At 68.5% G+C, this 24,168-nt stretch carries 17 protein-coding genes; 7 read left to right on the top strand and 10 right to left on the bottom strand.

All coding sequences use genetic code 11. The features are described from left to right. Positions 1-281 precede the first annotated feature (281 nt). The 3 genes from CLV29_RS01945 to CLV29_RS01935 are packed head-to-tail and all read left to right on the top strand — an operon-like array spanning position 282 to position 4,807. Positions 282-1,199, top strand: coding sequence for an AAA family ATPase (locus tag CLV29_RS01945; RefSeq protein WP_133754967.1), 918 nt, complete (start codon positions 282-284; stop codon positions 1,197-1,199). Between the two features lie 3 nt (positions 1,200-1,202). Further along, entirely contained in the window at positions 1,203-2,480 is a 1,278-nt protein-coding gene (locus CLV29_RS01940) for a DUF58 domain-containing protein (protein ID WP_133753395.1), read from the top strand. Beyond that, the gene (locus CLV29_RS01935; protein ID WP_133753394.1) at positions 2,480-4,807 is read left to right on the top strand and encodes a transglutaminase TgpA family protein; all 2,328 of its coding nucleotides are present in this window, start codon (positions 2,480-2,482) and stop codon (positions 4,805-4,807) included. The genes CLV29_RS01940 and CLV29_RS01935 overlap by 1 nt, the downstream gene beginning before the upstream one ends. 375 nt (positions 4,808-5,182) lie before the next feature. On the opposite strand, the gene CLV29_RS16110 is transcribed toward CLV29_RS01935, so the two are convergent. Continuing rightward, on the bottom strand, positions 5,183-5,608 hold the full coding sequence (locus CLV29_RS16110) for a DUF3040 domain-containing protein (RefSeq protein ID WP_166649097.1): 426 nt from the start codon (positions 5,606-5,608) through the stop codon (positions 5,183-5,185). Positions 5,609-5,768: 160 nt separating this feature from the next. Further along, the gene (locus CLV29_RS01925) at positions 5,769-6,440 is read right to left on the bottom strand and encodes a class I SAM-dependent methyltransferase (protein ID WP_133753392.1); all 672 of its coding nucleotides are present in this window, start codon (positions 6,438-6,440) and stop codon (positions 5,769-5,771) included. A 341-nt stretch (positions 6,441-6,781) separates the two neighbouring features. On the opposite strand from CLV29_RS01925, the gene CLV29_RS01920 reads away from it, so the two are divergent. Next, entirely contained in the window at positions 6,782-7,366 is a 585-nt protein-coding gene (locus CLV29_RS01920) for a PadR family transcriptional regulator (protein WP_133753391.1), read from the top strand. 27 nt (positions 7,367-7,393) lie between these two features. On the opposite strand, the gene CLV29_RS01915 is transcribed toward CLV29_RS01920, so the two are convergent. From CLV29_RS01915 to aceA, 3 genes are all read right to left on the bottom strand, one after another. After that, entirely contained in the window at positions 7,394-8,392 is a 999-nt protein-coding gene (locus tag CLV29_RS01915; RefSeq protein WP_133753390.1) for an NAD(P)H-dependent flavin oxidoreductase, read from the bottom strand. A 125-nt stretch (positions 8,393-8,517) separates the two neighbouring features. After that, on the bottom strand, positions 8,518-10,149 hold the full coding sequence (gene aceB, locus CLV29_RS01910) for a malate synthase A (RefSeq protein WP_208292720.1): 1,632 nt from the start codon (positions 10,147-10,149) through the stop codon (positions 8,518-8,520). A gap of 121 nt (positions 10,150-10,270) precedes the next feature. Further along, positions 10,271-11,584 (bottom strand): isocitrate lyase, encoded by a 1,314-nt coding sequence (gene aceA, locus CLV29_RS01905; protein WP_133753388.1) that lies wholly within the window; start codon positions 11,582-11,584, stop codon positions 10,271-10,273. Between the two features lie 165 nt (positions 11,585-11,749). Here aceA and CLV29_RS01900 point away from each other — a divergent pair, with 165 nt between their 5' ends. After that, positions 11,750-13,231, top strand: a complete 1,482-nt coding sequence (locus CLV29_RS01900; protein ID WP_133753387.1) for a helix-turn-helix transcriptional regulator — start codon at positions 11,750-11,752, stop codon at positions 13,229-13,231. Between the two features lie 80 nt (positions 13,232-13,311). Here CLV29_RS01900 and CLV29_RS01895 read toward each other — a convergent pair whose 3' ends face one another. The 5 genes from CLV29_RS01895 to CLV29_RS01875 all read right to left on the bottom strand — a co-directional run bounded on the left by CLV29_RS01895 (position 13,312) and on the right by CLV29_RS01875 (position 20,604). Further along, positions 13,312-14,268: a sucrase ferredoxin gene (locus tag CLV29_RS01895; protein ID WP_208292719.1), complete on the bottom strand. Its 957-nt coding sequence runs from the start codon at positions 14,266-14,268 to the stop codon at positions 13,312-13,314. Beyond that, complete coding sequence (locus CLV29_RS01890; protein ID WP_208292718.1) at positions 14,265-15,464, bottom strand: cupin domain-containing protein; 1,200 nt, start codon at positions 15,462-15,464, stop codon at positions 14,265-14,267. Before CLV29_RS01890 ends, CLV29_RS01895 begins: the two co-directional genes overlap by 4 nt. Continuing rightward, positions 15,461-15,775: a hypothetical protein gene (locus CLV29_RS01885; RefSeq protein ID WP_133753386.1), complete on the bottom strand. Its 315-nt coding sequence runs from the start codon at positions 15,773-15,775 to the stop codon at positions 15,461-15,463. The genes CLV29_RS01890 and CLV29_RS01885 overlap by 4 nt, the downstream gene beginning before the upstream one ends. Positions 15,776-15,918: 143 nt before the next feature. Next, complete coding sequence (locus CLV29_RS01880) at positions 15,919-17,454, bottom strand: AMP-binding protein (protein WP_208292717.1); 1,536 nt, start codon at positions 17,452-17,454, stop codon at positions 15,919-15,921. 561 nt (positions 17,455-18,015) lie between these two features. After that, positions 18,016-20,604 carry a phosphoenolpyruvate carboxylase gene (locus CLV29_RS01875; RefSeq protein ID WP_133753384.1) on the bottom strand — a complete coding sequence of 863 codons (2,589 nt, stop codon included), beginning with the start codon at positions 20,602-20,604 and terminating at the stop codon, positions 18,016-18,018. A 91-nt stretch (positions 20,605-20,695) separates the two neighbouring features. Here CLV29_RS01875 and CLV29_RS17170 point away from each other — a divergent pair, with 91 nt between their 5' ends. Further along, complete coding sequence (locus CLV29_RS17170; RefSeq protein WP_133753383.1) at positions 20,696-21,706, top strand: NAD(P)-binding protein; 1,011 nt, start codon at positions 20,696-20,698, stop codon at positions 21,704-21,706. 193 nt (positions 21,707-21,899) lie between these two features. Then, positions 21,900-24,086, top strand: a complete 2,187-nt coding sequence (locus tag CLV29_RS01865) for a HelD family protein (RefSeq protein ID WP_424991530.1) — start codon at positions 21,900-21,902, stop codon at positions 24,084-24,086. Positions 24,087-24,168: the final 82 nt, after the last annotated feature.

Below are 24,168 nucleotides of genomic sequence, written 5' to 3'. Positions count from 1 at the left end.
CCACTGAGGCCACCAATCCTCCCCACCGCTCCACTCGGCGTGTTCGGCGATGGACCGGAAAATCGAGCCCCGAGGGTGAACTGGATCGGTTCTCGAATCGTTGTGTGGCTGTGACTCGCGTACAGTGGCCTGCGCGTCGCGACGGCCGGCCGACGAACCGGTGCGGGTTGCACGCGAGCGAAGACAGCGAAGGATCGACCAGCACGACCGGAGGAAATGTGAACACCACCTACCCAGGCAGCCGCGCGGCCACTCCCTCGGTGGACCAGGTCGGCGAAGTCATGGGCCGGGTACGGTCGGCGATCGAGAGCGTGATCGAAGGCAAGCGCGAATCCGTCGACCTGGCGTTGGTCGTGCTGCTGGCCGAGGGCCACCTGCTCGTCGAGGACGTACCCGGTGTCGGCAAGACCATGTTGGCCAAGGCCATCGGCCGCTCCATCGACTCCTCGGTCCGCCGGCTGCAGTTCACCCCCGACCTGCTGCCCTCCGACATCACCGGTGTCTCGGTGTTCAACCAGGAGACCCGCGACTTCGAGTTCAAGCCCGGCGGCATCTTCGCCAACATCGTCGTCGGCGACGAGATCAACCGCGCCTCACCGAAGACCCAGTCGGCCCTGCTGGAGTCGATGGAGGAACGACAGGTCTCGGTGGACGGCACCACCTACCGGTTGCAGTTGCCGTTCATGGTGGTCGCCACCCAGAACCCGATCGAGATGGAGGGCACCTATCCCCTCCCCGAGGCCCAGCGCGACCGCTTCATGGCCCGGATCGAGATGGGCTACCCGACACCCAAGTCCGAGGTCGACATGCTCGACTCCCACGGTGCCGCCGATCCGCTGCGCGCACTGCAGCCGGTGACCGATGCCAAGACCGTGCTCAGCCTGATCCAGGCCGTCCGCGATGTGTACGTGGCGCCGGCGCTGAAGGAGTACATCGTCGCGGTGGTGAATGCCACCCGGAACACCAATGAGTTGCGCCTCGGCGCCTCCCCGCGTGCCAGCCTGCAGTTGCTGCGGGCCGCCCGGGCCCACGCCGCGATGGCCGGTCGTGACTACGTCAGCCCCGACGACGTCGCCGCCCTGACCGTGCCGGTGCTGTCCCACCGTGTGCTGCCCTCGACCGAGGCGCAGCTGTCCCGTCGTACCGTCCCCGAGATCGTCAGCGCCCTCTTCGACTCGGTACCGGTTCCGCAGGCCTGAGCCGTGCGTAACCCTTGGCGCCTGAGCACCGGGCGCGGGAAGCTCTTCGTCGTCCTCGGACTGGTGATCGGGCTGACCGCGCTGCTGCTCGGACAACCCGACCTGCTGCCGGTGGCGCTGCTGCTGTTGTTGGCACCGCTGATCGCCTGGTTGCTGGTCGGTGGTCTCCGGCTGCGACTGGCCGCCCAACGTGAGCTGTGGCCGACCGAGGTCGCGATCGGCGACCCGATGACCGGTGAGGTCGCGATCGCCAAGCGCTCGGCGATCCCGCAGGGTGTGCTGCTGTTCGCCGACCACGTGCCGGCCGAGCTCGGGGAATCGCCCCGGTTCGTGATGTCGGGCCTGGACCCGCACTGGCAGCGCGACATCACCTATCCGCTGGTCGCCCGCAACCGTGGCCGGTTCTCCACCGGACCGCTCCTGGTGCGGGGTGAGGACGCCTTCGGGCTGGTCACCCACGACCGGCAGTTCAAGGCCACCACCGAGGTGATGGTGATGCCGCGGATGTACCCGCTGAGCAAGTCGAAGCTGCTCGGCGCCGGGTCCAACACCGGGGAGAGCCGACCGAAGACCATCGGCACCCTCGGACCCGATGACGTGATGATCCGCGAGTACCGGCCCGGTGACGACGTCCGCCGGATCCACTGGCCCAGCACCGCCCGGCGCGGTGAGGTGATGGTACGCCGGGAGGAACAGGCCTGGGATCCGAGCGCGACGATCATCCTGGACTCGCGCCGCAACGCCCATGTCGGCTCCGGCCCCGACTCGTCGTTCGAGGTGGCGGTCTCGGCTGCCGCCTCGGTCGCCCAGCACTTCCTCGACCAACGGTTCGGCATCGACCTCTACCACGCCGACGGCTCGGTGGCCCGCCCCAGCTCGCCCGATGGCCACCAGCTGACCTCCAGGCAGGTGCTGATGCACTCGCTGACGGATCTGCGGTTGAGCCGTGAGGAGACGATGACCAAGGGCCTGGAGGCTGAACTGGCCGGCCAGTCCGGGGAGTTGCTGATCGCGATCTGCGGGTTGCTGACCCCGGTCGACGCCGAGATGCTGTTGCGGGCCCGGCGGACCCGCGCGGCATCGATGGCGATGGTGCTGGACGTCCCCGAATGGGAGGCCGGCATCCCCGGCGGTGCCACCTTCACCGCACAACAGATCGAGGACCACCGAGAGGGGTTGAACATTCTCCGCGAGCACCAGTGGCGCGTCGTCGAGCTGCCCCGGGAGAAGACGATTCCCGAGGCCTGGCGTGAACTCGAACTGACCGGAGCCGGACGCTGATGGGCACCCGACAGCTGGAGACCCCCGCCCCCACGAGCCAGGGCCGGAGTCAGCCGATCGGCCTGCAGCGGGCGGGCTCGCCGCTGCAGCGACGGGTGCTCGCCTCCGACCGGTACGGACTGGCCGTCTTCGTCGCCGTCGTCCTGGCCGGTCTGTCCCTGCTGCCGTTGACCACCGATCCGACCTATCTGTGGTTGAGCGTCGCCCTGGTCGGTGCGGTCTGCCTGATCGGGGTGATCAGCCGGCGCCTGGACCTGGACCCGCTGATCATCCTGCTGGTGCAGGTACTGGTGTCCGGACTCGCCCTGTTCGGTCTGGCTGGTATCGCCGGCAACTACGACCTCGGTGTGTTCTCCCGACTGCCCGATCTGTACTCCCAGGGCATCGCCCACATGGCCTCGCAGACCATTCCGATGGCTCCCTCGCCCGGGGTCACCTTCCTCTTCCTCACCGGTGTGGTCGTGCTGGCGATCATGACCGATCATCTGGTGCAGACCGTCGAGCGTCCGCTGTGGTCGCTGGCGCCGCTACTGACCCCGTACCTGGTGACCGCGTTGATGCCGACCATCACCGCGCCGTGGTGGACCTTCGCGACGATGGCCCTGGGCTTCCTGGTGATCCTCGGCACCGAAGGCGTGAACCGTGCCGGTCAGTGGACCCGCGGGGTGAATGCCGACTCCATCGGCAAGGTGTCGGTCGCTCCCCTGGTCTGGCGCACCGCAGCGCTGGTCGGGATCCCCACGATCGTGCTCGCCCTGGTGGTGGCGATGGTGATCCCGGTGCGCTACTCCGATGGCTCCTGGTCGCTCACCCCGCGTACCGGTTCGGGTGGTCCGCTGCAGTTGCAGAACCCGGCCCAGGACCTGAAACGGAACCTGAGCCAGCCCGAGGACCGGTTGGTGATCACCTACCAGACAAACGCCGAGGATCCGGAGTACCTGCGTCTGGCCACCCTCCCGGTCTTCAACGCCGAGGGATTCTCCGGAGCGCCGATCTCGCTGCAGAACGGCACCGACCTGCCGCCGCCCCCGGGGCTCACCGACGCCCCGGAGCCGTCGATCGAGACGCAGCTGCAGATCACCGAGTTCAACAGCCAGTACCTGCCGCTGCCGTACCCCACCGATCGGTTCGATGCACCGGGTGACTGGGCCTACGACCCGGAATCGTTGATGGTGCTGGGGGCGGGTGCGAACTACGAGTCGGCCACCGCGAACCTGCAGTACAGCGTGCAGAGCTACCCCGAGGAACCGGACGGGGCGGGACTGTCGCAGGCCGAGGCCGGCACACCCTCGGACTACCAGTTGACCGGTGAGGTGCCGGCCGACCTGCCGCCGGAGATCATCGACCTGACCAATGAGGTGACCGCCGGCGCGTCCACCCCGGCGCTGAAGGCCGCAGCGATCCAGAGCTACCTGCGCAGCGACGAGTTCAGCTACTCACTCGAACCGTCCGACTCCAGTGGATACGACGCCCTCTCGGAGTTCCTGTTGGAGGACAAGGCCGGTTTCTGCGTGCAGTTCGCGGCATCCATGGCGGTGATGGCCCGGATCTCCGGCATCCCCAGTCGGATGGCGGTCGGATTCCTTCCCGGTACCCAGGTCGGTGACAACTACGAGGTCACCATCCGCAATATGCACGCCTGGCCGGAGTTGTACTTCGAGGACTACGGCTGGGTGCGTTTCGAACCCACCCCCAGTGTCGCCTCCCCGCCCGCCTGGACGGTCACCAGCAGCGAGCCGTCCGAGGAGTCCGAGGAGTCCGAGCCCACCGCGGTCCCCGAGCCCGAGGAGTCCGAGCCGACCGCCTCGGCCAGCCCGGAACCGGTGCCGGACACGACCGACCCGAGCGTCCAGGACGACAACGACACCTGGGTGATCCTCGGCCGGGTCGCCCTCGCCCTGGGGGTGGTGGCGCTGATCGGACTGCTGGGCGCGATCCCGTACCTGATCCGGAACCGGCGCCGCCGGATCCGCTTGAGCGGCACCGGCAGTCCGCGCCAGCAGGTGGAGAACGCCTGGAGTGAGGTGCGGGATCTGGTCGTCGACCATGGGTACGAATGGCCGACGACCTCGCCCCGTGACACCGGCAACCGGGTCTCGGCGCGTCTGGACGAACGGTCGGCACGGTCGATGCAGCGCCTGTCGGTGCTGGTCGAGCGCTCCCGATTCTCCCGCGAGTACCTCAACACCGACGATCCCGTGCCGCTGGTGAAACGGATCCACGCCGGCCTGGTCGCCGGTGAGACCGGCCGGGTCAGCCGCTGGCTGACGCGGGTCTGGCCACGCTCGGTCTGGACCGGCCGCTTCGGCAAACGCGGACTTCGCTGAGCCGACCGGCAGCGCCGCGGCCCCTTCGGGGTTCCCGGCGCTTGCGTGTCGGCAGGAGGCTTCGCCCGCGCCCACCACGAGTTTCGTCCGATTCGGCGTCGCCGACCACCGTCACCCGGTCACCGCGGTTCTTCAAGCCGTGCCCCACACCTGCACCTGCACCTGCACCTGCACGTGCACCAACCTACGTACATCGAACGAATGTCACACTCGATGGGTCTCGGCACCCGATCGACGGCGTGTCGGCCGGGTCAGCGTGATCGAGTGTGACGTTCGTCCTGTACTCCCCGGGGGCGTTCCGGCGCGCCCGAAACAGGTGCGGACATGACGAAGGCCCGGCCCCCTCCGGGGGAACCGGGCCTCGTCGAAGAAGCGTCAGAAGCCGTCCTCCTGACGGCGCCGCCAGCGCTCCTCCATGCGCTCCATGAAGTTCTTGTTGTCGCCGCCGGCCCGTCGCTGGCGTTGCTGCGGGCCCTGCTCGGTGCGCACACTGGTCGTCCGGCGATCCTTGCCTCGACGCCTGCTGCCGGACGGTGCCGGCCCGTTCCAGGAGGTGATCGCCACCACGGTGGCGGCCAGCATCAGGACGAAACCGCCAATACTGATGATCGGGTTGACCTGCAGCCCGCCGACCAGCAGTCCCAGACCGAGGACGAAACCGATCCCGGCGATGGTCGCCCGCCGACGCCGGAGACGGCGCGGGGTGGCGCCACTGAGGCGATTGGCCAAAGTGGGGTCTTCCTTGCGAAACGCAGCTTCCATCTGGTCGAGCAAGCGCTGCTCTTCCTCAGAGAGGGCCACCGCCACCTCCCGATTCGTCCGACGACCTCGCGGTCTACCAAGGGCGTTTGGTAGGACAAGTCTAGTTGCGCCACGGGGCGAAAGAAACCCGGTCCGAAAGCTTGCCGGCCAAAGTGTGACCGGAATCGCTGTGGACTTCCCACAGTCGCCGTCCGGCGGGTCAGCGCACCGCCACCAGGTGCAGCCGCGGCGCTGCCGGCAAAAGAGCCGGGTCGGCCGCCAACAACCGCTCCAGGGCGAGTACGTCATCGGGCCGGGACTCCACCGAATCCTCCGACAACTGGCCGGCCGCCAGCCCCAGTCCGTGGCGGGCGCGGATCTGCAGCCCGGCGTCGGTGAGCAATGCCTGTGCCCGGGCCGGATCGGGCAGGCGCTGATCGGTGAACACCTGCTGGGCGCCGGCGAAATCACCGGCCGCGGCGTGGGTGATCGCCCGTGGGTAGCGCTGGGCGGTCAGCAGGCTGAGGGTGCCTCCTGGCCGGAGCACCTGCGCGATGCTGTGCACCGCCGCCTCGGCGCTGTCGACGAATTCCAGCACATCGTGGCACAGGATCAGATCGACCGATCCGGCCGGCAGTTCGGTGCTCAGGGTTGAGGCATCGCCCTGTCGCGCGGTCAGTCGATCCTGCAGACCCGCTTCGGCGGCCCGGCGTTCGACCGCGGCCAGGGAATCAGGACTGGGGTCGACCACGCTCACCCGGTGCCCCTGTCCGGCCAAGGTCGCCGCCAGCCCCCCGGTGCCACCGCCGAGGTCGACCACGATCCGTGGTTCGGTCAACTCGTCGGCGAGGATCTCCAGCAGCAACCTGCGCCACATGGCGGCTCCCCGCATCTGCTTCTCCGTCCGACGGCATCGACCGAACCGGCCGGCGGCCGACCCGGCAGGTTCATCCTGCCGCTTCGACACCGGCGGGCATCGTTGGACCGACACTATCTGCCGAGACCGCCGAGCACGCAACGCCAAGCCGTGGATGCCTCGGCGCGGCGGGGGTCGAAGCCGCCGGCCGAGGCAAGCCCTGGCATCCGCCGGTCGTCCACGGCACCCGGAACGTGGGTGTCGCTGCGGCCCTTCCCCAAAGCCCGCGAGGTCGACCGGTCGAACACTGTGCAGACTAGATCCCCCCACTGACACCCGTCGGGTCGATACGTTCGCGGGTCACTACGATGACCCCCATGTCCCTGCGCTTCGCCATCCTCACCGCACTGTCGGAGAAGGAGTCGACGGGGTCCGAACTCGCCCGACGGTTCGACCGCAGCTTCGCCTACTTCTGGTCGACCACCCATCAGCAGATCTACCGCGAACTGGACCAGCTGGAACGGGCGGGATGGGTGCTGAAGGCCGAGGATCCGGCACAGGAGTCGCGGGGGCGGCCACGTACCTTCTCGATCACCGAACGCGGTACCCAGGAGTTGTGCCGCTGGCTGGCCTCCGAACCCGAGCTGCCCCGGGTTCGCGATGTGGTCGGGGTACGGCTCCGCGCGGCCGCGGTGCTGGGCGATCCCGAGGCGGTACGCCCGCTGCTGACCGAGCAGCTCGAACGCCACCGGGCCCGGCTTGCCGAGTACGAGCGGATCGAACAGCGCGATTTCGCCACCGAACCCGATGTGCGCACGGCCCTGCAACATCTCGTCCTGCGCAGCGGCATGACCACCGAGAGCGGCGGGATCCAATGGTGTGAGGAGGCCCTGCGCCGGCTCGATCGGCTGGCCGAAGCCGACTCGGCAGCCGACCGACCGGTCACACCGTCGTCGGGCTGAGCCCACCCGTACCGGCGTCGCTGCCGGTCAGGCCGATACGCCTGCGGAATCGAACTGGGCCAGGCTCTCCTGCAGTTCGGCGCGTGCCTGATCGAACTCCCGATGCAGGCGTTCGATCAGAGCGGCCGCGGGCAGGACCTGCGAGATCGCACCGACCCCCTGGCCCGAACCCCAGATGTCCTTCCATGCCTTGGCCGAGGAGTTGCCACCGGAGCCGAAGTCAATCACCGAGGGGTCGGCGACCGGCAGGTCGTCGGGATCGAGCCCGGCGGCGGTGATGCTGCCCCGCAGGTAGTTGCCGTGCACCCCGGTGAACAGGTTGCTGTAGACGATGTCGCCGGCGGCGCTGTCGACGATCATCTGCTTGTACTCCGCGGGGTTGTTCGCCTCCTCGGTGGACAGGAAGGCCGACCCGATGTAGGCCAGATCGGCGCCCGCGGCCAGGGCAGCCAGGACGGAGCGTCCATGGGCGATCGCTCCTGACAACAGCAGCGGCCCGTCGAACCACTCACGGATCTCTCGGATCAGCGCGAACGGCGACTGCATCCCGGCGTGCCCACCGGCACCGGCGGCCACCGCGATCACACCGTCGGCGCCCTTCTCGATCGCCTTCCGGGCGAAGCGGTCGTTGATCACATCGTGCAGCACGATGCCGCCGTAGGAGTGGACGGCCTCATTCACCTCCGGCCGGGCCCCGAGGGAGGTGATCACGATCGGCACCTTGTGCTCGACCACCGTGGCCATGTCCTGATCCAGCCGGTCATTGGACCGGTGCACGATCTGATTCACCGCGAACGGCGCCACCGGCAGGCCAGGGTTGGCCGCGGCGAAGTTCGCATTCGACTCCTCGATCTCCGACAACCAGTCCCCCAGCAGCGACTGCGGGCGGGCGTTCAGCGCCGGGAAGGAGCCGACGACCCCGGCCTGGCATTGGGCGGCGACCAGGGCCGGCTGGGAGACGATGAACAACGGTGCACCGACCACCGGCAGGGACAGTCGGCCACGGAGAATTTCAGGAAGGGCCACGATGCAACTCCAAACGGGATGGCTTCGGCCGAGACGTTCGGCCCACACCCGAAAGTAGCGCGACCCCGACACTTATGCAACTAGTTGCATAACTGTCGGGGTCGCCTCTCCCGGCGTCCTGTCGCTCAGACGCCGACAGGGACCTGCTCCGGCCGCTGATCGAGCAGCTTGGCCCGGCACAGGTAACGGGCGTACCCCGGCACGGTGAGGAAGGTCGCGTACTCCTTGCCCAGGACGACCTCGGTGAACAGCTCCCGGGCCAGGTCGTAACGGTCCCCCTCGACCCGCTCGAGCTTGTCGAACTCCTCGGCGATCACCTCGGCCACCCATTCGGCCGTGATCTCGGTCCCGTCATCGGTCCGCGAACCGTTGTTGATCCACTGCCACAACTGCGAGCGTGAGATCTCCGCGGTTGCGGCATCCTCCATCAGGTTGTGGATCGCCACCGCGCCATTGCCGCGCAGCCAGGCCTCGATGTAGCGGATACCGACCTCGACATTGGTCCGGACACCGTGCTCGGTGATCGTGCCGGGGGTGCTCGCCACGTCGATCAGGGCCCGATCATCGGGACCGACGTCCTCCCGCAACCGGTTCACCTGGTTCTGCCGATCGCCCAGCTTGGCGTCGAAGACCTCCCGGCAGGTCTCGACCAGATCCGGATGGGCCACCCAGGAACCGTCGAAACCGTCCTCGGCCTCCCGCGTCTTGTCCTCGCGGACCTTGGCCAGTGCCTGCTCGGTCGCCTCGGGGTCGCGCCGGTTCGGCACGACGGCCGCCATTCCGCCGATCGCATGCGCACCACGCCGGTGACAGGCCCGGACCAGCTGTTCGGTGTAGGCCCGCATGAACGGAGCGGTCATGGTCACATCCTGCCGGTCGGGCAGGACGAACCGCGGTCCCCGGGAACGGAAGTTCTTGATCACGCTGAAGATGTAGTCCCAGCGACCGGCATTCAGACCGGCACTGTGATCCCGCAGTTCGTAGAGGATCTCCTCCATCTCGAAGGCGGCGGTGATCGTCTCGATCAGCACCGTCGCCCGGATGGTCCCCTGCGGGATGCCCAACAGGTCCTGGGCCCGGACGAAGATGTCGTTCCACAGCCGCGCCTCCAGATGGTTCTCCAGCTTCGGCAGGTAGAAGTACGGTCCGGTGCCACCGGCGATCAGGTTCTTGGCGTTGTGGAAGAAGTAGAGCCCGAAGTCGACCACACCGCCGGCCATCGGCTGACCGTCGACCAGCAGGTGCTTCTCCGCCAGATGCCACCCTCGAGGCCGGACCACGATGGTCGGGGTCCGCTCGGCGGTGACCGAGTACTGCTTGCCCTCGGATGAGGTGAAACCGATCTCACCGTTGACCGCGTCCCGCAGGTTGACCTGCCCGTCGATCACGTTCACCCAGGCCGGGGTGTTCGCATCCTCCAGATCGGCCAGCCAGACCTTCGCCCCCGAGTTCAGGGCATTGATCGTCATCTTCCGTGAGGTCGGCCCGGTGATCTCCACCCGCCGGTCCACCAGTCCCGGTGCCGGCGGGGCGACCTGCCAGGAGTCGTCGGCACGGATGTCGGCGGTCTCGTCCAGGAAACGCGGGTCCCGGCCGTTGCCGATCTCGGCCCTCCGGTCGCGGCGCGCCTGCAGCAGATCCTGGCGACGGTCAGCACTCAGATCGTGCAACTCCAACAAGAACTCCAGGGCCTGGTCGGTGAGGATGCTGTCCTGGGCCGATCCGTCGTCCCGGGTGACGGTGATTCTCTCGTTCATGATCATTTTCCTTCGATGGCGGCGGGCGCGGAGAGGATCTCCGCGCCCGCGAACGGTGTTGGCTGCCGATCGGTGATCACTTCACGTGTCGGTGATCACCGATCGGCGGTGTGCGGGGCGCTCAGTGGAACTGGGCGGACTCGGTCGAACCGGACAGTGCCTGGGTCGATCCCTCGGGATTGACCGCCTGGGACACCAGGTCGAACCAGCCGGTGCCCACCTCGCGCTGATGCTTGGTGGCGGTGTAACCGCGCTCCTCGGCGGCGAACTCGCGCTCCTGCAGGTCCACGTAGGAGGTCATGCCGTTGCGGGCGTAACCGTGGGCAAGATCGAACATCGAGTAGTTCAGCGCGTGGAAGCCGGCCAGGGTGATGAACTGGAAGGCGAAGCCCATCGCACCCAGTTCCCGCTGGAACTTGGCGATCGTCTCGTCGTCCAGCTTCGCCCGCCAGTTGAACGACGGTGAGCAGTTGTAGGCCAGCATCTGGTCGGGGTACTCCGCCTTCACCGCCTCGGCGAACTGCCTGGCGATCTCCAGATCCGGCGTACCGGTCTCCATCCAGATCAGATCGGAGTACGGCGCATAGGCCTTCGCCCGGGCGATGCACGGTTCGATCCCGTTGGTCACCTTGTAGAAGCCCTCCGGGGTGCGCTCACCGGTGATGAACTCGCTGTCCCGCTCGTCGACATCGGAGGTGATCAAGGTCGCCGACTCGGCATCGGTACGGGCGATGATCACGCTCGGCACACCGGCCACGTCGGCGGCCAGCCGGGCCGCGTTCAGGGTACGCACGTGCTGACCGGTCGGGATCAGCACCTTGCCGCCCAGGTGGCCGCACTTCTTCTCCGATGCCAGCTGGTCCTCCCAGTGCACACCGGCCGCGCCCGCCACGATCATCGACTTCATCAACTCGTAGGCGTTCAGCGAACCACCGAAACCGGCCTCGGCATCGGCCACGATCGGCACCAGCCAGTCGTCGACGGTCTGCTTGCCCTCGGAGAACTCGATCTGGTCCGCCCGCTGCAACGCGTTGTTGATCCGGCGCACCACCGAGGGCACCGAGTTGGCCGGGTAGAGACTCTGGTCGGGGTAGGTCTGCCCGGCCAGGTTCGCATCGGCCGCCACCTGCCAACCGGACAGGTAGATCGCCCGCAACCCGGCCTTCACCTGCTGCACCGCCTGGTTGCCGGTGAGTGCGCCGAGGGCGTTGATGTACTTGCCGTCCTTGGTGCCACCGGAGAGTTCGTTCCACAGCTTCTCAGCCCCGCGGCGGGCCAGGGTGTGCTCCTCCGGGACGCGTCCGCGCAGTCGTACCACGTCCTCCACCGAGTAGTCGCGCTCGATACCGGCCCAGCGCGGATTGGTGGTCCAGTCGTGCGCCAGGGCCTCGGCGCTCATCGGGACACGGCTTTCGGAGATCGGGCTGTCGGACATGGGTTCGGCTCCTTCGCTTCTTTGCTGACCACCACTTCCACGAGGGTTGTGGGGTGAGCTCCGGCCGGGATTTCCTCCGGGCTCATCACTAGATTCCGGGAAGGAACAACAGAACTTCGAGAACTTTTCGTGGAAAGATTTGCAAATCTTTCGTATTGTGAACAAATGGAGCAGAACAGCTGGGCGACCACCGATCCGGGGCCACAGTCGGCGGCCCGAAACACACCTTTCGAGCTCGGCCGGCGGCTGCGTCATCTGCGCAAACAACAAGGCCTCACCCTGGCCCAGGCCGGCACCATCGCCGGTGTCGCCGCCTCCCACCTGTCGTTGATCGAGAACGGCAAGCGGGAGGCCAGGATCGGTACGCTGCAGCGGCTCGCCGCCCATTTCGGGGTCACCCTGGACGAGCTGACCGGGGCCGAACCGCCGAACCGGCGGGCCGCCCTGGAGATCGAGTTGGAGCGAATGTCCCGCTCACCGCTGGCGACGGCGAAGAACCTGCCGAAGGTACGGATCGGGCCGCGGCTGCCGATGGATGCGCTGGAGGCACTGGTGGCGATGCACCGCCAGTTGGAGCGCGACGCCGAGGAGCGGATCGCCACCCCGGAGGAGGCCCGTCGGGCGAACGCCCAGCTGCGCCAGGACATGCGTCGGCGGGACAACTACTTCCCCGCCATCGAGGAATCGGCTGCCGAGCTGTTGCAGAAGGTCGGCTACCGCCGGGGACCGCTCTCCGAGCACCTGGTCAACGCCATCACCCAGCACCTCGGGTTCAGCCTGCATCATGTGGCCGACCTGCCGCAGTCGACCCGCTCGGTGACGGATCTGCGGAACCGCCGGATCTACCTCTCGCGGCGGGCCCGGCACGGCCACGACCCACGCTACGTACTGCTGCAGGCCCTCGGCCATCACGTTCTCGGCCACGACACCCCGTCCAGCTACGGCGACTTCCTGCGGCAGCGGGTGGAGACCAACTATTTCGCCGCCGCGTTGTTGATGCCGGAGTCGAGTTGCGTCGACCTGCTCCGCGATGCGCACAAGGCCCGACAGCTGGCGGTCGAGGACATCCGCGACGTCTTCGCGGTCTCCTACGAGTCGGCGGCGCACCGGATGACCAATCTGGTCACCCACCATCTGCAGATCCCGGTCCACTTCATGCGAGTGCACGAGGGCGGGATCATCTACAAGGCCTACGAGAACGACGATGTGGCCTTCCCGACCGATCACACCGGTGCGATCGAGGGGCAGCGATGCTGTCGCTACTGGACCTCCCGGATGATCTTCACCGTCCCCGACACCTTCAACGCCTACAACGCCTACACCGACACCTCGACCGGCACCTACTGGTGCACGGCGCGGACCGAACATTCCGACCAGGGCACCTTCTCCACCTGTCTCGGCGTGCCCTATGTGCACGCCAAGTGGTTCCGCGGCCGGGAGACCACCGAGCGCTCCACCTCCCGGTGCCCGGACCCGTCGTGCTGCCAGGCAGCACCGGATGATCTTCGACGAGACTGGGAGGGGCAGTTCCTGCCGAGTTCCTCGGCCCACACCCATCTGCTGGCGACCCTGCCGCCGGGCGCCTTCCCCGGGATCGACGAGGCCGAGGTGTACGGCTTCCTCAGCCGGCACGCCGGCAGCGACTGAACACCGTCACCGACGAGGCCGAGTCGGCGACCCTGCGTCGCCTGGGATCACGCTCTTCACTGCTCATCGGCCCGGATCACTCATCGTCCCGGTTCGGTCGTCGGTGGGGATCGGTCCACCACCTCGGGCCTTCCCCGCTCCACGACCAGGCGCTCGACCCGATAGCGGAGCACCGATGCCGGGCCCGGGGCCCGGCAGGTCATCTGTGCCCGGGGTGAGCGCTCGGCACGGACCTCCACCACGATCTCGGCCGGCAAGGGTCCGGCCCCCTGCAATCGGATCGACCAACTCCCCTGCCCGCGAACGGTACCGATCACCTGCAGCTGCTCGCGCCCGGCCGGACCGAAACGGCGCAGCACCTCGGCGACCGCAGCCTGTTGCGGCGGCCCGAGGTCGGTGTAGCCACGCAGATGGGTGGCACTGATCGAATCGGCGAGATGGTTCTCCACGGTGGTCACCGCGGTGTCGGGATCCAGCCCGCCGTAATAGACCCCGTCGGGCAGCACCACCAGGTTGGCCGCGAACCGGTCGCCGCCGACATGGCTGCACTCCCAGGTGCCCTGCGGCCAACGCCGAGCCAGAGCCGCGCCGACCGGTCGCCCCCGGAGTGCGCAGCACACGTCGTGCACACCATGGGTACAGACCAACAGCAGCGGCGGCAGGTCGGTACGGCCCCGGCGGCCGATCAGTCCGGGGATCGGCGCCAGATCGGTGTCCTGCTCCCAGGTGCCCCAGTGCTGGGAGGTGCTGCCATCGAGATGGCGCTGGACGACCGCCCAGCGCGGCGGCAGGTCGCTGCTCCTTCGTCCCGCCCGGCGGATCAGGAAGGTACGCCCGCCGGCTGCCCGGGTGGCGGCGATGATCGATGCCCGCAGCTCGGGGGCCACGGCGGCCAACTCCCCGAAACCGGCGAACGGCCAAGCGCCGCGGTACTCGATCAGCACCCAGCAGCGGGCGACCACTGCCGTACCTGCCATCTCGTCACCGCGTTCCCGGGCGGCGGTGGCGCACAGGAACCGTTCCGGGCCCTCGGTCACCGATCCGCGGGCAGGACGATCCCGGCCCGGAGCAGCCTGCGTGCGAAATCGGTCCCCAGGTCGGCAGCGGACGACTCGCCTGCGGTCATCAACGCCTGCATCGCCTGCTTCTCGGTCGGGCCGAGAGCCAGCCAGCCGGCCCGGCTGGTCAACCGGTCACCTTCGATCCGGGCTGTCAGTGCCGGCCGGAGGCGCAACCTGGACTGCTCGGTCAGACCGTTCAGGGCCGCGAGCTGGGCCAACGGTCCCAGGGGCGCCGGGCGCGCCTGCGAGCGCCGTACCTGCTGGAACCGTACCCCCGGGTCGGCCACTGCGATGGCGTCGAGCAGCCGCTGCCGGATCAGATCCAGCGCCAACGGATGATCGACCCCGAGTTCGAGGGTGGCGCGCACGTCGGGGTCGTCGCGCAGCAGATCGAGCGCGGAGCGGGTCAGTTGTTCGGCCAGTGCGTACCCGGTCCAGACGTGGATCCCCAAGGTCAGGTGCACACTCACCTCCCCGAGCGCCTTGGCCGAGTGCAGCCAGCCGCGCGGCAGGTACAGCGCGTCGCCGGGCTCCAGCACGGTGTCGATCAGCGGCTCCCCTGCTGCGGCCTCGGCCACCTGCGCCTTGCGGTCGGACCAGGGTTCGTCACGCAACGGATCGGTGAGCACGGGCTCGTGGATGATCCATCGTTTGCTGCCGACGGTCTGCAGCACGAAGACGTCGTGCACGTCGTAGTGGGCGTCGAAGCCCTGGTTCTGCGGGGGCGTGATGTAGGCATTCGCCTGCACCGGATGACCCAGCTCGGTTCCCAGTCGGGAGCTCAGGTCGACGATCGGCTGCCAGGTCCGGTGCAGCGCCTGCAGTACCAGCGTGGCGCCGTCGGCGAACTGCCGCCACAGCGCGGTGTCGTCGAGCTGGTCGCCGATTCCGGCACCGACTCCGGCCGGTGCGGTGAAACTGCTGTCGGGCAGGGTCGCGCCGTTCTTCGCCACGCGCAGGAACGGCGTCCGCAATCCGTGCTCGGACAGCAGGGAGTCCACGATCGCCGGTGACAGCAGATCGGAGTAGTCGTCGGCGCCGCGGGTGAGCAGGGGTCGCGCACCCCAGTACTGCTCGGCGAAGGTCTCGACGTCGCAGTGGATCAGCCGGGACGCCAGGACCTCGGCGCCCGAGGCGCCGAGGTCCGGATCAGTTGCGTCCAATCGGGTCACTCGGCGCTTCCGTCGGCACCACCGTCATGCACCCCGGGAACACCCTCGGCGCCACCATCGGCCGGACCCTCCGCACCGCCGTCGGCACCACCGTCATGCACCCCGGGAACACCCTCGGCGCCACCATCGGCCGGTCCCTCCGCGCCGCCGTCGGCACCACCGTCATGCACCCCGGGAACACCCTCGGCGCCACCATCGGCCGGTCCCTCCGCGCCGCCGTCGGCACCACCGTCATGCACCCCGGGAACACCCTCGGCGCCACCATCGGCCGGTCCCTCGGTGCCGGTGTTCTCGGTCTCGAAGTCACTCATCACTTGCCTCCTGGGGGTTCGGCGGCCCGGCGGGCCGCGGTCCGGGCACCAGTTGCCCGGCGTGCTGACCGGGGGGTCCCGATCACCACTTCCTGTCTAGCGCATCCGGCACTGCCAGGGAAGAGAGGAGTTCGGCCGGATGATCATTTCCGCAACAGGTAGCGCTGGATCTTGCCGCTCGGCGTCTTCGGCAGTGACTCGACGAAACTCACTGCTCGCGGATAGGCGTGTTTGGAGTAGGTGTCACGCACCAGTACCTGCAACTCGGTGGCCAGTTCATCCGATGCCCCGGACGGGTCGGTGAGCACGACGAAGGCTGCGACCACCTCTCCGCGAATGCCCTCGGGATCGGGCAGTCCGACCACCGCCACATCGGCGACCGAGGGGTGGGTGATCAGGACGCTCTCGACGTCGAACGGTCCGATCCGGTACCCGGCGGCGAGGATCAGGTCGTCGTCCCGGGCGGTGAAGAAGAAGTACCCGTCGTCGTCGACCCGGCCGGTGTCCCCGGTGAGGTACCAGCGACCGTCGGCGCTGAATCGTCCCGCGGTCAGCTCCGGCGCCCCGTGGTATCCGGTGAACCACAGCAGCGGGCTGTTCTCGGTGTCGATCGCGATCACCCCGTCGACCACCCCGGCAGCATGTCCGGGCAACGGCTGGCCCATCGATCCGTCCTTCAGCGGTCGGGCGACGTCGGGGTGCCAACCGTTGCCGATCACCATGCCCAACTCGGTCTGGCCGTAGTGGTCACGTACCTCGGTGCCCAGCGCCTGCACCGCCCACTCGACGACATCGGGGGTGAGCGGTTCACCGGCGGAGGAGGCGCGTCGCAGTTGCAGCCCGGAGAGGTTTCCCGACTTCGACATCGACCGGTACATGGTCGGCGCGCCGGCGAAGTTGCTGACCCGGTGTTCCTTGATCACCTTCGCGGTGAACTCGGGGCTGAAACCGGCGTAGGTCAGCAGGCTGCGCCGACCGGCCACCATCGGAGCCACGATCGCGTAGTAGAGGCCGTAGGCCCAGCCGGGGTCGGCGGCATTCCAGAAGACGTCCTCGGCGGTCACGTCCAGGCCGAAGTGAAGGTAGCTGTGGAATCCGCCGAGGGCGCGGACCGGCACCGGGACTCCCTTGGGCTTGCCGGTGGTGCCGGAGGTGTAGAGCTGCAGGAACGGGGCCTGCGGTCCGGCGGCGACCGGCGACTCCTGCTCGGTGGCGGCATCGATCGCCGCCTCCCACTCCTCACCGGTCTGCAGGATCTCGATGCCGTCGATCGGATCCAGCTTCTGCCGCTGGCCGGGTTCGGTGATCACCAGCTTCGCTCCCGAGCCGACGACGCGCAGTTCGATCGCCCCGGTGGCGAAGGCGGTGAACAACGGTACGTGCACCGCACCCAGTCGCCAGATCGCCAACAAGGTGGTGATCAACTCCGGGCGCTTGCCCATCAGCACCGGCACCCGCGTACCCGTACCCACTCCGGCCTGCGCCAGCACGGTGGCCAGCTTGGCCGATCGGTGCCGCAGTTCGCCATAGCTCAGGTCGGTGGTGGAAAGGTCGTCGTGGACGAAGCTGAAGGCGATGGCTCCGGGGTCGTGCCGGTCGCACAACAGGTGGGCAACGTTCGCCTCCGGCGCCTCGTAGACCGACCGCCACTCCTCGACGAGCTGCTCTGTTCTGCTCACCACTTGTCCCCTTCGACTCCCGGCGCACCCGCTCAGGCGCGCCTTCGACTCCCCGGCGCACCGACACCCGTGCGCCTTCGACTTCCCGGCACACCGACACCGGTGCGCCATCGACTTACCTCGCCCATCATGCCCCCTGCCGACGCCACCCCGACAGACACCCCAGCGTCACCCCGACAGACACCCCAGCGTCACCCCGACAGACACCCCAGCGTCACCCCGACAGACACCCCGGTCGCGATTCCGTCCCGGTTTCCGCCGTACACCCCACTGCATCAGTTCCACAGGAAAGGCACCCATCGACACCCGAAAAGTGCAGGTGCTGCGGAACAGTTGTCGGGCGAGCCCACAGCCGTGACTACTCGGCCGAGGGCGCCGGGCCGGTCGCCCCGACCCGCTGAGGTTTCCGAGGTACGGACAGCCCGCCCCCGCCGCAACAGTTCCGCAGGAAACGCACCCATCGACGCGCCAAAGCTGCAGATGCTGCGGAACAGACGCGGGCCGAGCCCGTCGACGTGCGACCGGGCGTGCGGCGAGCCGATCGAACGGCTCCAAGCGCGGTCAGCCGGTGTTCTGCAGACCGGCGGAGACACCGCTGACGGCCAGCAGCATCAACCGCCGGGCGGCGGCATCGTCTGCCCCCTCCTCGGTCCGCAACCGCCGCAACGCCCGCAACTGCAGCAGTGACAACGCATCGACATAGGGCGATCGCAGTTCGACGGCACGGCGCAGCACCGGCCGATCGGTCAACAGCTCCTTGCCGGTGGTCCTCGCCACCCATTCCCGGGTGAGGGCCATCTCCTCGCGGACGAGCCCGGCAAGATCATCTCGGTCGCCCAACGCCAGGTAACGTTCGGCGATCCGGTCGTCGGTCTTGGCCAGTGACATCTCGACGTTCTCGATCATCGCCGAGAACAGCGGCCACTGGGCGAAGGCGGCCCGCAGCTCGGTCTCCTCGCCGACCGCTGCCAGCGCCGTACCCAGACCGAACCAGCCGGTCAGGTTGATCCGCGCCTGCGACCAGGCGAAGACCCACGGGATCGCCCGGAGATCCTCCAGCGATTCGACCGACAGGCCGCGTCGTGCCGGTCGCGATCCCAGGGAGAGCCAGCCGACCTCCTCCTGCGGGGTGACCTGGGCGAACCAGGGCGCGAACCCCTCCGACTTCACCAGGTCGTAGAAGCGGGTACGGGAGGCGCGGTCCATCGTCTCGGCCATCGGCGCGAAACGTTCCGCGGAGTCGGCATTGCGCTTGCTGATCGACGGAGCGCCCTGGCGCAAGGTGGCCGAGGAGACCTGCTCCACATGGCGCTGGGCGATCGTCTGGTCACCGTAGCGGGCGAAGATCACCTCCCCCTGTTCGGTCAGTTTGAACCTGCCCTCGACCGAACCCGGGGGTTGTGCGAGGACCGCCTGGTTGGCCGGTCCGCCACCGCGGCCGAGCGCACCGCCGCGACCGTGGAAGAGGGTCAGCGCAATGTCGTTCGCCTGCGCCCAGGAAGCGATCCGGGCCTGCGCGTCGTAGAGCGCGAGGGTCGCCGAGACCGGGCCGACGTCCTTCGAGGAGTCGGAGTATCCGAGCATCACCTCCAGCCGCCGACCGTTCTCCGCCAGCCGCTGCCGGGTGTGCGGCATGGTGATCAACTCGTCGAGGATGCCGGTGCTCGCCTGCAGGTCGTCATAGGTCTCGAACAGCGGGATCACGTCGATCACCGGCAGTTCCTCACCCTCGAAGGCATACTCCGCGAGCCGGATCACCGCCGCAAGATCATCGGCGGACTGGGTGAAGGAGATGATGTAGCGACGAGCGGCTGAGGTACCGAACCGCTTCTGGATCCGCCCGAGCACCCGCAGGGTGTCCAGCACCTCGATCGTCATCTCCGACGGTTCGACCCCGGCGTCGAGTTCTTCCAACGCCTGCCGATGCACCTTGGAGTGCTGGCGAATCTCGAACTCGGCCAGGTGGAAGCCGAAGGTCTCGGTCTGCCAGATCAGGTCCTGCACACTGCCCCAGGCGCTGCGCGGATCATGTGTGGACAAGGAGTCCTGGACGGTACGGAGTTCGGCCAGGAACTCCTCGGCGTCGGCATAGGCAAGATCGGCATTGCGCAACCGGGTCGCCTGCAGGCGTTCGACGAAGAACAGCAACGCCTGCCGGTGGGGTTCCTCCGGACTGCGTTCGGCGATCTCGGTGGCCAGTTCCTCGGCCAGACCGGACTGGGCGCGCAACAACGCCTTCAGCTCCTTGCTGGCCGGTGCATCGGTCTGCGCGGCGGTCAGCGACCGGCCGATCCGCAAGGTGGCGTTCTCCAACCCGCGCAGGACGTGGTCACTGGCGATCCGGGCAGCCTGGCGGGTGACCTTGGCGGTGACATGGGGGTTGCCGTCCCGATCACCGCCGATCCAACAGCCCAGGCGGAGGAAGGCCGGCGCCACCGGAGCCGCGGTCCCGGTACGTTCCCCCAGCACCGTCGCATCCAGCGTCCGGTAGATCTTCGGTACGACCTCGAACAGCGTGTTGTCGAAGATCGACATCGCCGTGCGTACCTCATCGGTCGGCGAGGGTTTGGTCGAGCGCAGCGGCGCGGTCCGCCAGAGGAGGTCGATCTCGGCCAGCAGCTGTCGGTCAAGATCATCGGCGTTGCGACCACGCACCCGGGGATCGTCGCGACGCGCGAGCAGGGCACTGATCCGGCGGATCGCGCTGGCCACCGCACGACGTCGGGCCTCGGTCGGATGGGCGGTGAAGACCGGCCGGAACTCGAGCCCGGCCAGTCGGCGATCGGCCTCCTCCTTGCCCACCTCCGAAACCAGGTCGGACCAGGCGGCCGGGTAGCTGTCGGCATCATGCGCCGTACCACTGGCATCGCGTTCGGCCAGCACCCGAAGACGATGCTGCTCCTCGGCAAGATTGGCCAGGTGGAAGTACGCGGTGAACGCCCGGGCCACCTGTTCGGCGCGTTCATCGGTCCAACCGGCGACCACCTCCTCGGCCTGCTCGATCTCGCCACTGATGGCCAGGGTGCGCAACTGTTCGACATCGGCGAGCAGATCCTCGCCGACCGCCTCGGTCAGGATCTGGCCGAGCATCGTGCTCAACAGGCGCACATCGCGTCGCAGTGCAGCGGGCAGTTCGTCCCGTTCGCTCATGACCAGCACCCTAGCGAGACAAACCGTGGCCCGGTGACGGTTCCGGGACGCAGGACCGTCCCCGAGCGCAGCGGACCGTAGGATCCGACTCATGGGTGTGCCGGCAGTACCGATCGGTCGACGGGTTCCGGTGGTCGTGATCGGCGCCTCGCTGGCCGGGCTCGCCGTCGCCGGCCGGTTGGCCCTGGTCGGTCACCGGGTGGTGCTGCACGAACGCCGCGACCGGATCAGCGCCCTCGCCCCCTCGGTGATCGACCTGCCCGCCGCCTGGCGGGACAGCTTCCGCAAGTCCGGACGTCCGCTGGACCTGGAACTGCAAACCCTCGGTCTGCAGTGGCGACCTGCGCCGCCGACCGACTACGGGGTGCTGTTGCTGCCGCACAGCCGGGGCGAGCAGTGGGAGACCTTGGGTACCCGATGGGGTGAGCCCGTCGCCCGCCGCTGGCAGGACTTCCTCGACTCCACCGATCAGGTCTGGCAGGCGATGCGACCGCTGGGGATCGAGTCCGAACTGTCCGACCCGCGGCTGGACCGGCGTACCCGACAGGCCATCGGCTGGCGCAGGAGTCTGGCCGATCTGGCGGCGGCTCTGCACCACGACGGCCTGGCTGAACTCCTCACCGCGATCGCCGCCGAGCACGACGCCGACCCCCGATGGCTCCCCGGCTGGTACGCCACCCGGCACAGCATCCGCCGTACCTTCGGCCGCTGGCAGCTCGTCGATGCCCACGGACGTACCGACAACCAGGCATTGGTCGGCCTGCTGCGGCGCCGGCTGGACAAACGCGGGGTGGAGCTACGACTGGGGTCGGCGATCGACTCCCCGTCGACCGTCACCCCCGCCGAGCTGGCCGCGGCGGCCGTCGTCGACTGCACCGGAGGTGATCGGATCGACTGGCGGGGCCGACGGACCTGGGTGGTTCTGGAACCGACCACCCGCGAGCCCGGGCGCTACTACGCCGGCCCGCGTACCCGGGCCGGCAGCGAGCCCTGGGCACAGTTGATGTCGGCGGCGGTCGCGGCCTATGCCGTCCACTCCCATCGGACCGGCGAGGACATCCGACCGGTACGCAAGGCCACCCCGCGTCGCCGCCTGATCTGACCTGCTCCGCCTCGATCGACCGGTCCCCGACCGTTTCGACGCGACAAGCACGCAAGATCGTCACCATTCCGTGTCGCGGGCGACACCGATTCGCTTGCGCAACGACGTAGAATCGTATGTCTGAATTGCCCTGTCCGAAGGGGCAGCCGGGAAGAAGGACCGAGCACTGAACTCGCAGCACGCGACCGAAGCGCTGGAGCGCGAACTGGCGTCCGAGCAGGCCCACGTGGACAAGGTCTACGACCGACTGTCGGCGGCTGCCCGATCGGCCCGTCAGGTGGCCACCGAGGGCCAGGCGTTGTACCGCACCGACCGGAACAACTTCGTCCGCGACGAGGACGGTACCGGGATGTACGAGCGGGACGTCTTCGCCTTCCAGGCCGCCAAACGTCTGGCCACCCTCGACGCCGAGCACGAGGGCCTGGTCTTCGGCCGGCTGGACCGGACCGACGGTGAGATCCGCTACATCGGCCGGATCGGTGTCCGCGACGCCGATTACGAACCGTTGGTGATCGACTGGCGGGCACGGGCTGCCGAACCGTTCTACCGTGCCACCCCGGCCGATCCGATGGAGGTGATCCGCCGCCGGGTGCTGCGCTCACGGGGCGAGAAGGTGATCGGGATCGAGGACGATTTGCTCGACACCGACAGCGACACCGACCTGGTGGTGCTCGGTGAGGGCGCATTGATGGCGGCACTGAGCCGCGCCCGGGGCAGCCAGATGAAGGACATCGTGGCCACCATCCAGGCCGAACAGGATGAGGCCATCCGCGCCCCCTACTCGGGGGCGACGATCATCAGCGGCGGTCCGGGCACCGGCAAGACCGTGGTCGCCCTGCACCGTGCGGCCTACCTGCTGTACTCCAACCGGCGTCGGTTCGAATCCGGTGGTGTGCTGGTGGTCGGGCCCAGCCAGGTCTTCATGAACTACATCGAACGGGTCCTGCCCTCGCTGGGTGAGGATGCGGTCACCCTGCGCTCGATCGGTGCGGTGGCCGTGGACTCCCTCGGATTCTCCGCCTCGGTGACCGACCCACCGCAGGTGCACCGGATCAAGGGCAGCCTGCGGATGGTGCCGGTGCTGCGATCCCTGCTGGACAGTGCCGACCCGAACGCGACCGAGCCGCCGCGGTTACGGGTCAGCGTCAAGGGTGAGGTGCTGATCCTCGGCGCCGAGGAGCTGACCCGGATCCGTCGCCAGATCCTTCGCCAGCGCCGTTACAACCAGTCACTGCGGGAGGCCGAGTCGGCGCTGCTGGAGACCCTCTGGCGACGCTGGAGCGCCCTCGACCGGGGCCCCGAGGCGGCCGAACTGGAACGCGAGGCGTTCGACGATCTGGTCACCTCCTCCTCGGCGTACCGGGACTTCATCGCCCAGTGGTGGCCACCGCTGACCGCGATGCAGGTGTTGCGCCGGTTGGCCGACCCGGCCCGCGCGGCACTGGCCGGGCGGGACCGTCTGAGCACCGCCGAGATCGAGTTGCTGTCGGCTGTCTATGCCGCCGAGACTGCCTGGACCGTGGACGACATCGCCTTGTTGGACGAGCTGACCACGATCCTCGGCCCGGTCCCCGAGGCCGAACCCGATGAGGACAATGCGGTCAGCTTCAGCGACACCCGGCAGGCCGAATTGGTGACCACCGCCGACCGGCTGTCCCGCAACCGGGAGATCGATCCGAACGCCGACACCCATGACAGCTTCGCCCACATCCTGCTCGACGAGGCACAGGACATCACGCCGATGCAGTGGCGGATGCTGCGCCGCCGCGGTGGTGGCGCCTCCTGGACGATCGTCGGCGATCCGGCACAGAGCTCCTGGCCCGATCGCGCCGAGACCGACCAGGCGATCAACGAGCTGATCGGGCGTGGACCCTCGCGCCGGTTCCGGATGAGCACCAACTACCGCTCGCCGGCCGAGGTGTTCGAGCTGGCCGCCAAGGTGGTGCGTAGCGACGTACCCGATGCCGATCTGCCCGATGCGGTACGCCGGACCGGTGTCGCGCCGACCCTGCTGGCCACCACCGGCGCCGAGCTGGTGCCCACCCTGCTCGACGTGATCACCGACCTGACCGCCCAGGTGGAGGGCACCATCGGGGTGATCGCACCGCCGTCGAGGCTGACGCAGCTGCGTACCGCCCTGGACGGGTCGGTCGGGCGCGAACTCGGGCGGCGACTCGTCGTCGTCTCGCCATTGGAGGCCAAGGGCCTGGAGTACGACGCCGCCGTGGTGGTCGCCCCGGACGAGATCGTCGCCGAGTCCCCCGGCGGGATCCGGGTGCTGTACGTCGCGCTGACCCGGCCGACCCAGCGGCTGGTCACGATCGACGTCGACTCCCCCGGCCGCTGGCGCCCCGCCCGATCCGAACCCGGCCCCGCCTGACCTGCCCTCGCGGGCAGCACGCGCCTGCGACACCGATCCGTTCCGCAGGAAATGCACCCACGACCGAGCCGGAAGTGCATCT

The organism is Naumannella halotolerans (assembly GCF_004364645.1).
Lineage (GTDB): Bacteria > Actinomycetota > Actinomycetes > Propionibacteriales > Propionibacteriaceae > Naumannella > Naumannella halotolerans.
Note: the sequence above shows the minus strand (reverse complement) of the source record. Positions and strands in the feature narration are given on the sequence as shown.

Bases quoted from the DNA above. Each gene is read 5' to 3' on its own strand.
- CLV29_RS01935 (WP_133753394.1), top strand. From the start codon at position 2,480: ATGGGCACCCGACAGCTGGAGACCCCCGCCCCCACGAGCCAGGGCCGG.
- CLV29_RS01875 (WP_133753384.1), bottom strand. From the start codon at position 20,604: ATGAGCGAACGGGACGAACTGCCCGCTGCACTGCGACGCGATGTGCGC.
- CLV29_RS01945 (WP_133754967.1), top strand. From the start codon at position 282: ATGGGCCGGGTACGGTCGGCGATCGAGAGCGTGATCGAAGGCAAGCGC.
- aceB (WP_208292720.1), bottom strand. From the start codon at position 10,149: ATGAACGAGAGAATCACCGTCACCCGGGACGACGGATCGGCCCAGGAC.
- CLV29_RS01900 (WP_133753387.1), top strand. From the start codon at position 11,750: ATGGAGCAGAACAGCTGGGCGACCACCGATCCGGGGCCACAGTCGGCG.
- CLV29_RS01885 (WP_133753386.1), bottom strand. From the start codon at position 15,775: ATGAGTGACTTCGAGACCGAGAACACCGGCACCGAGGGACCGGCCGAT.
- aceA (WP_133753388.1), bottom strand. From the start codon at position 11,584: ATGTCCGACAGCCCGATCTCCGAAAGCCGTGTCCCGATGAGCGCCGAG.
- CLV29_RS01920 (WP_133753391.1), top strand. From the start codon at position 6,782: ATGTCCCTGCGCTTCGCCATCCTCACCGCACTGTCGGAGAAGGAGTCG.
- CLV29_RS01925 (WP_133753392.1), bottom strand. From the start codon at position 6,440: ATGCGGGGAGCCGCCATGTGGCGCAGGTTGCTGCTGGAGATCCTCGCC.
- CLV29_RS17170 (WP_133753383.1), top strand. From the start codon at position 20,696: ATGGGTGTGCCGGCAGTACCGATCGGTCGACGGGTTCCGGTGGTCGTG.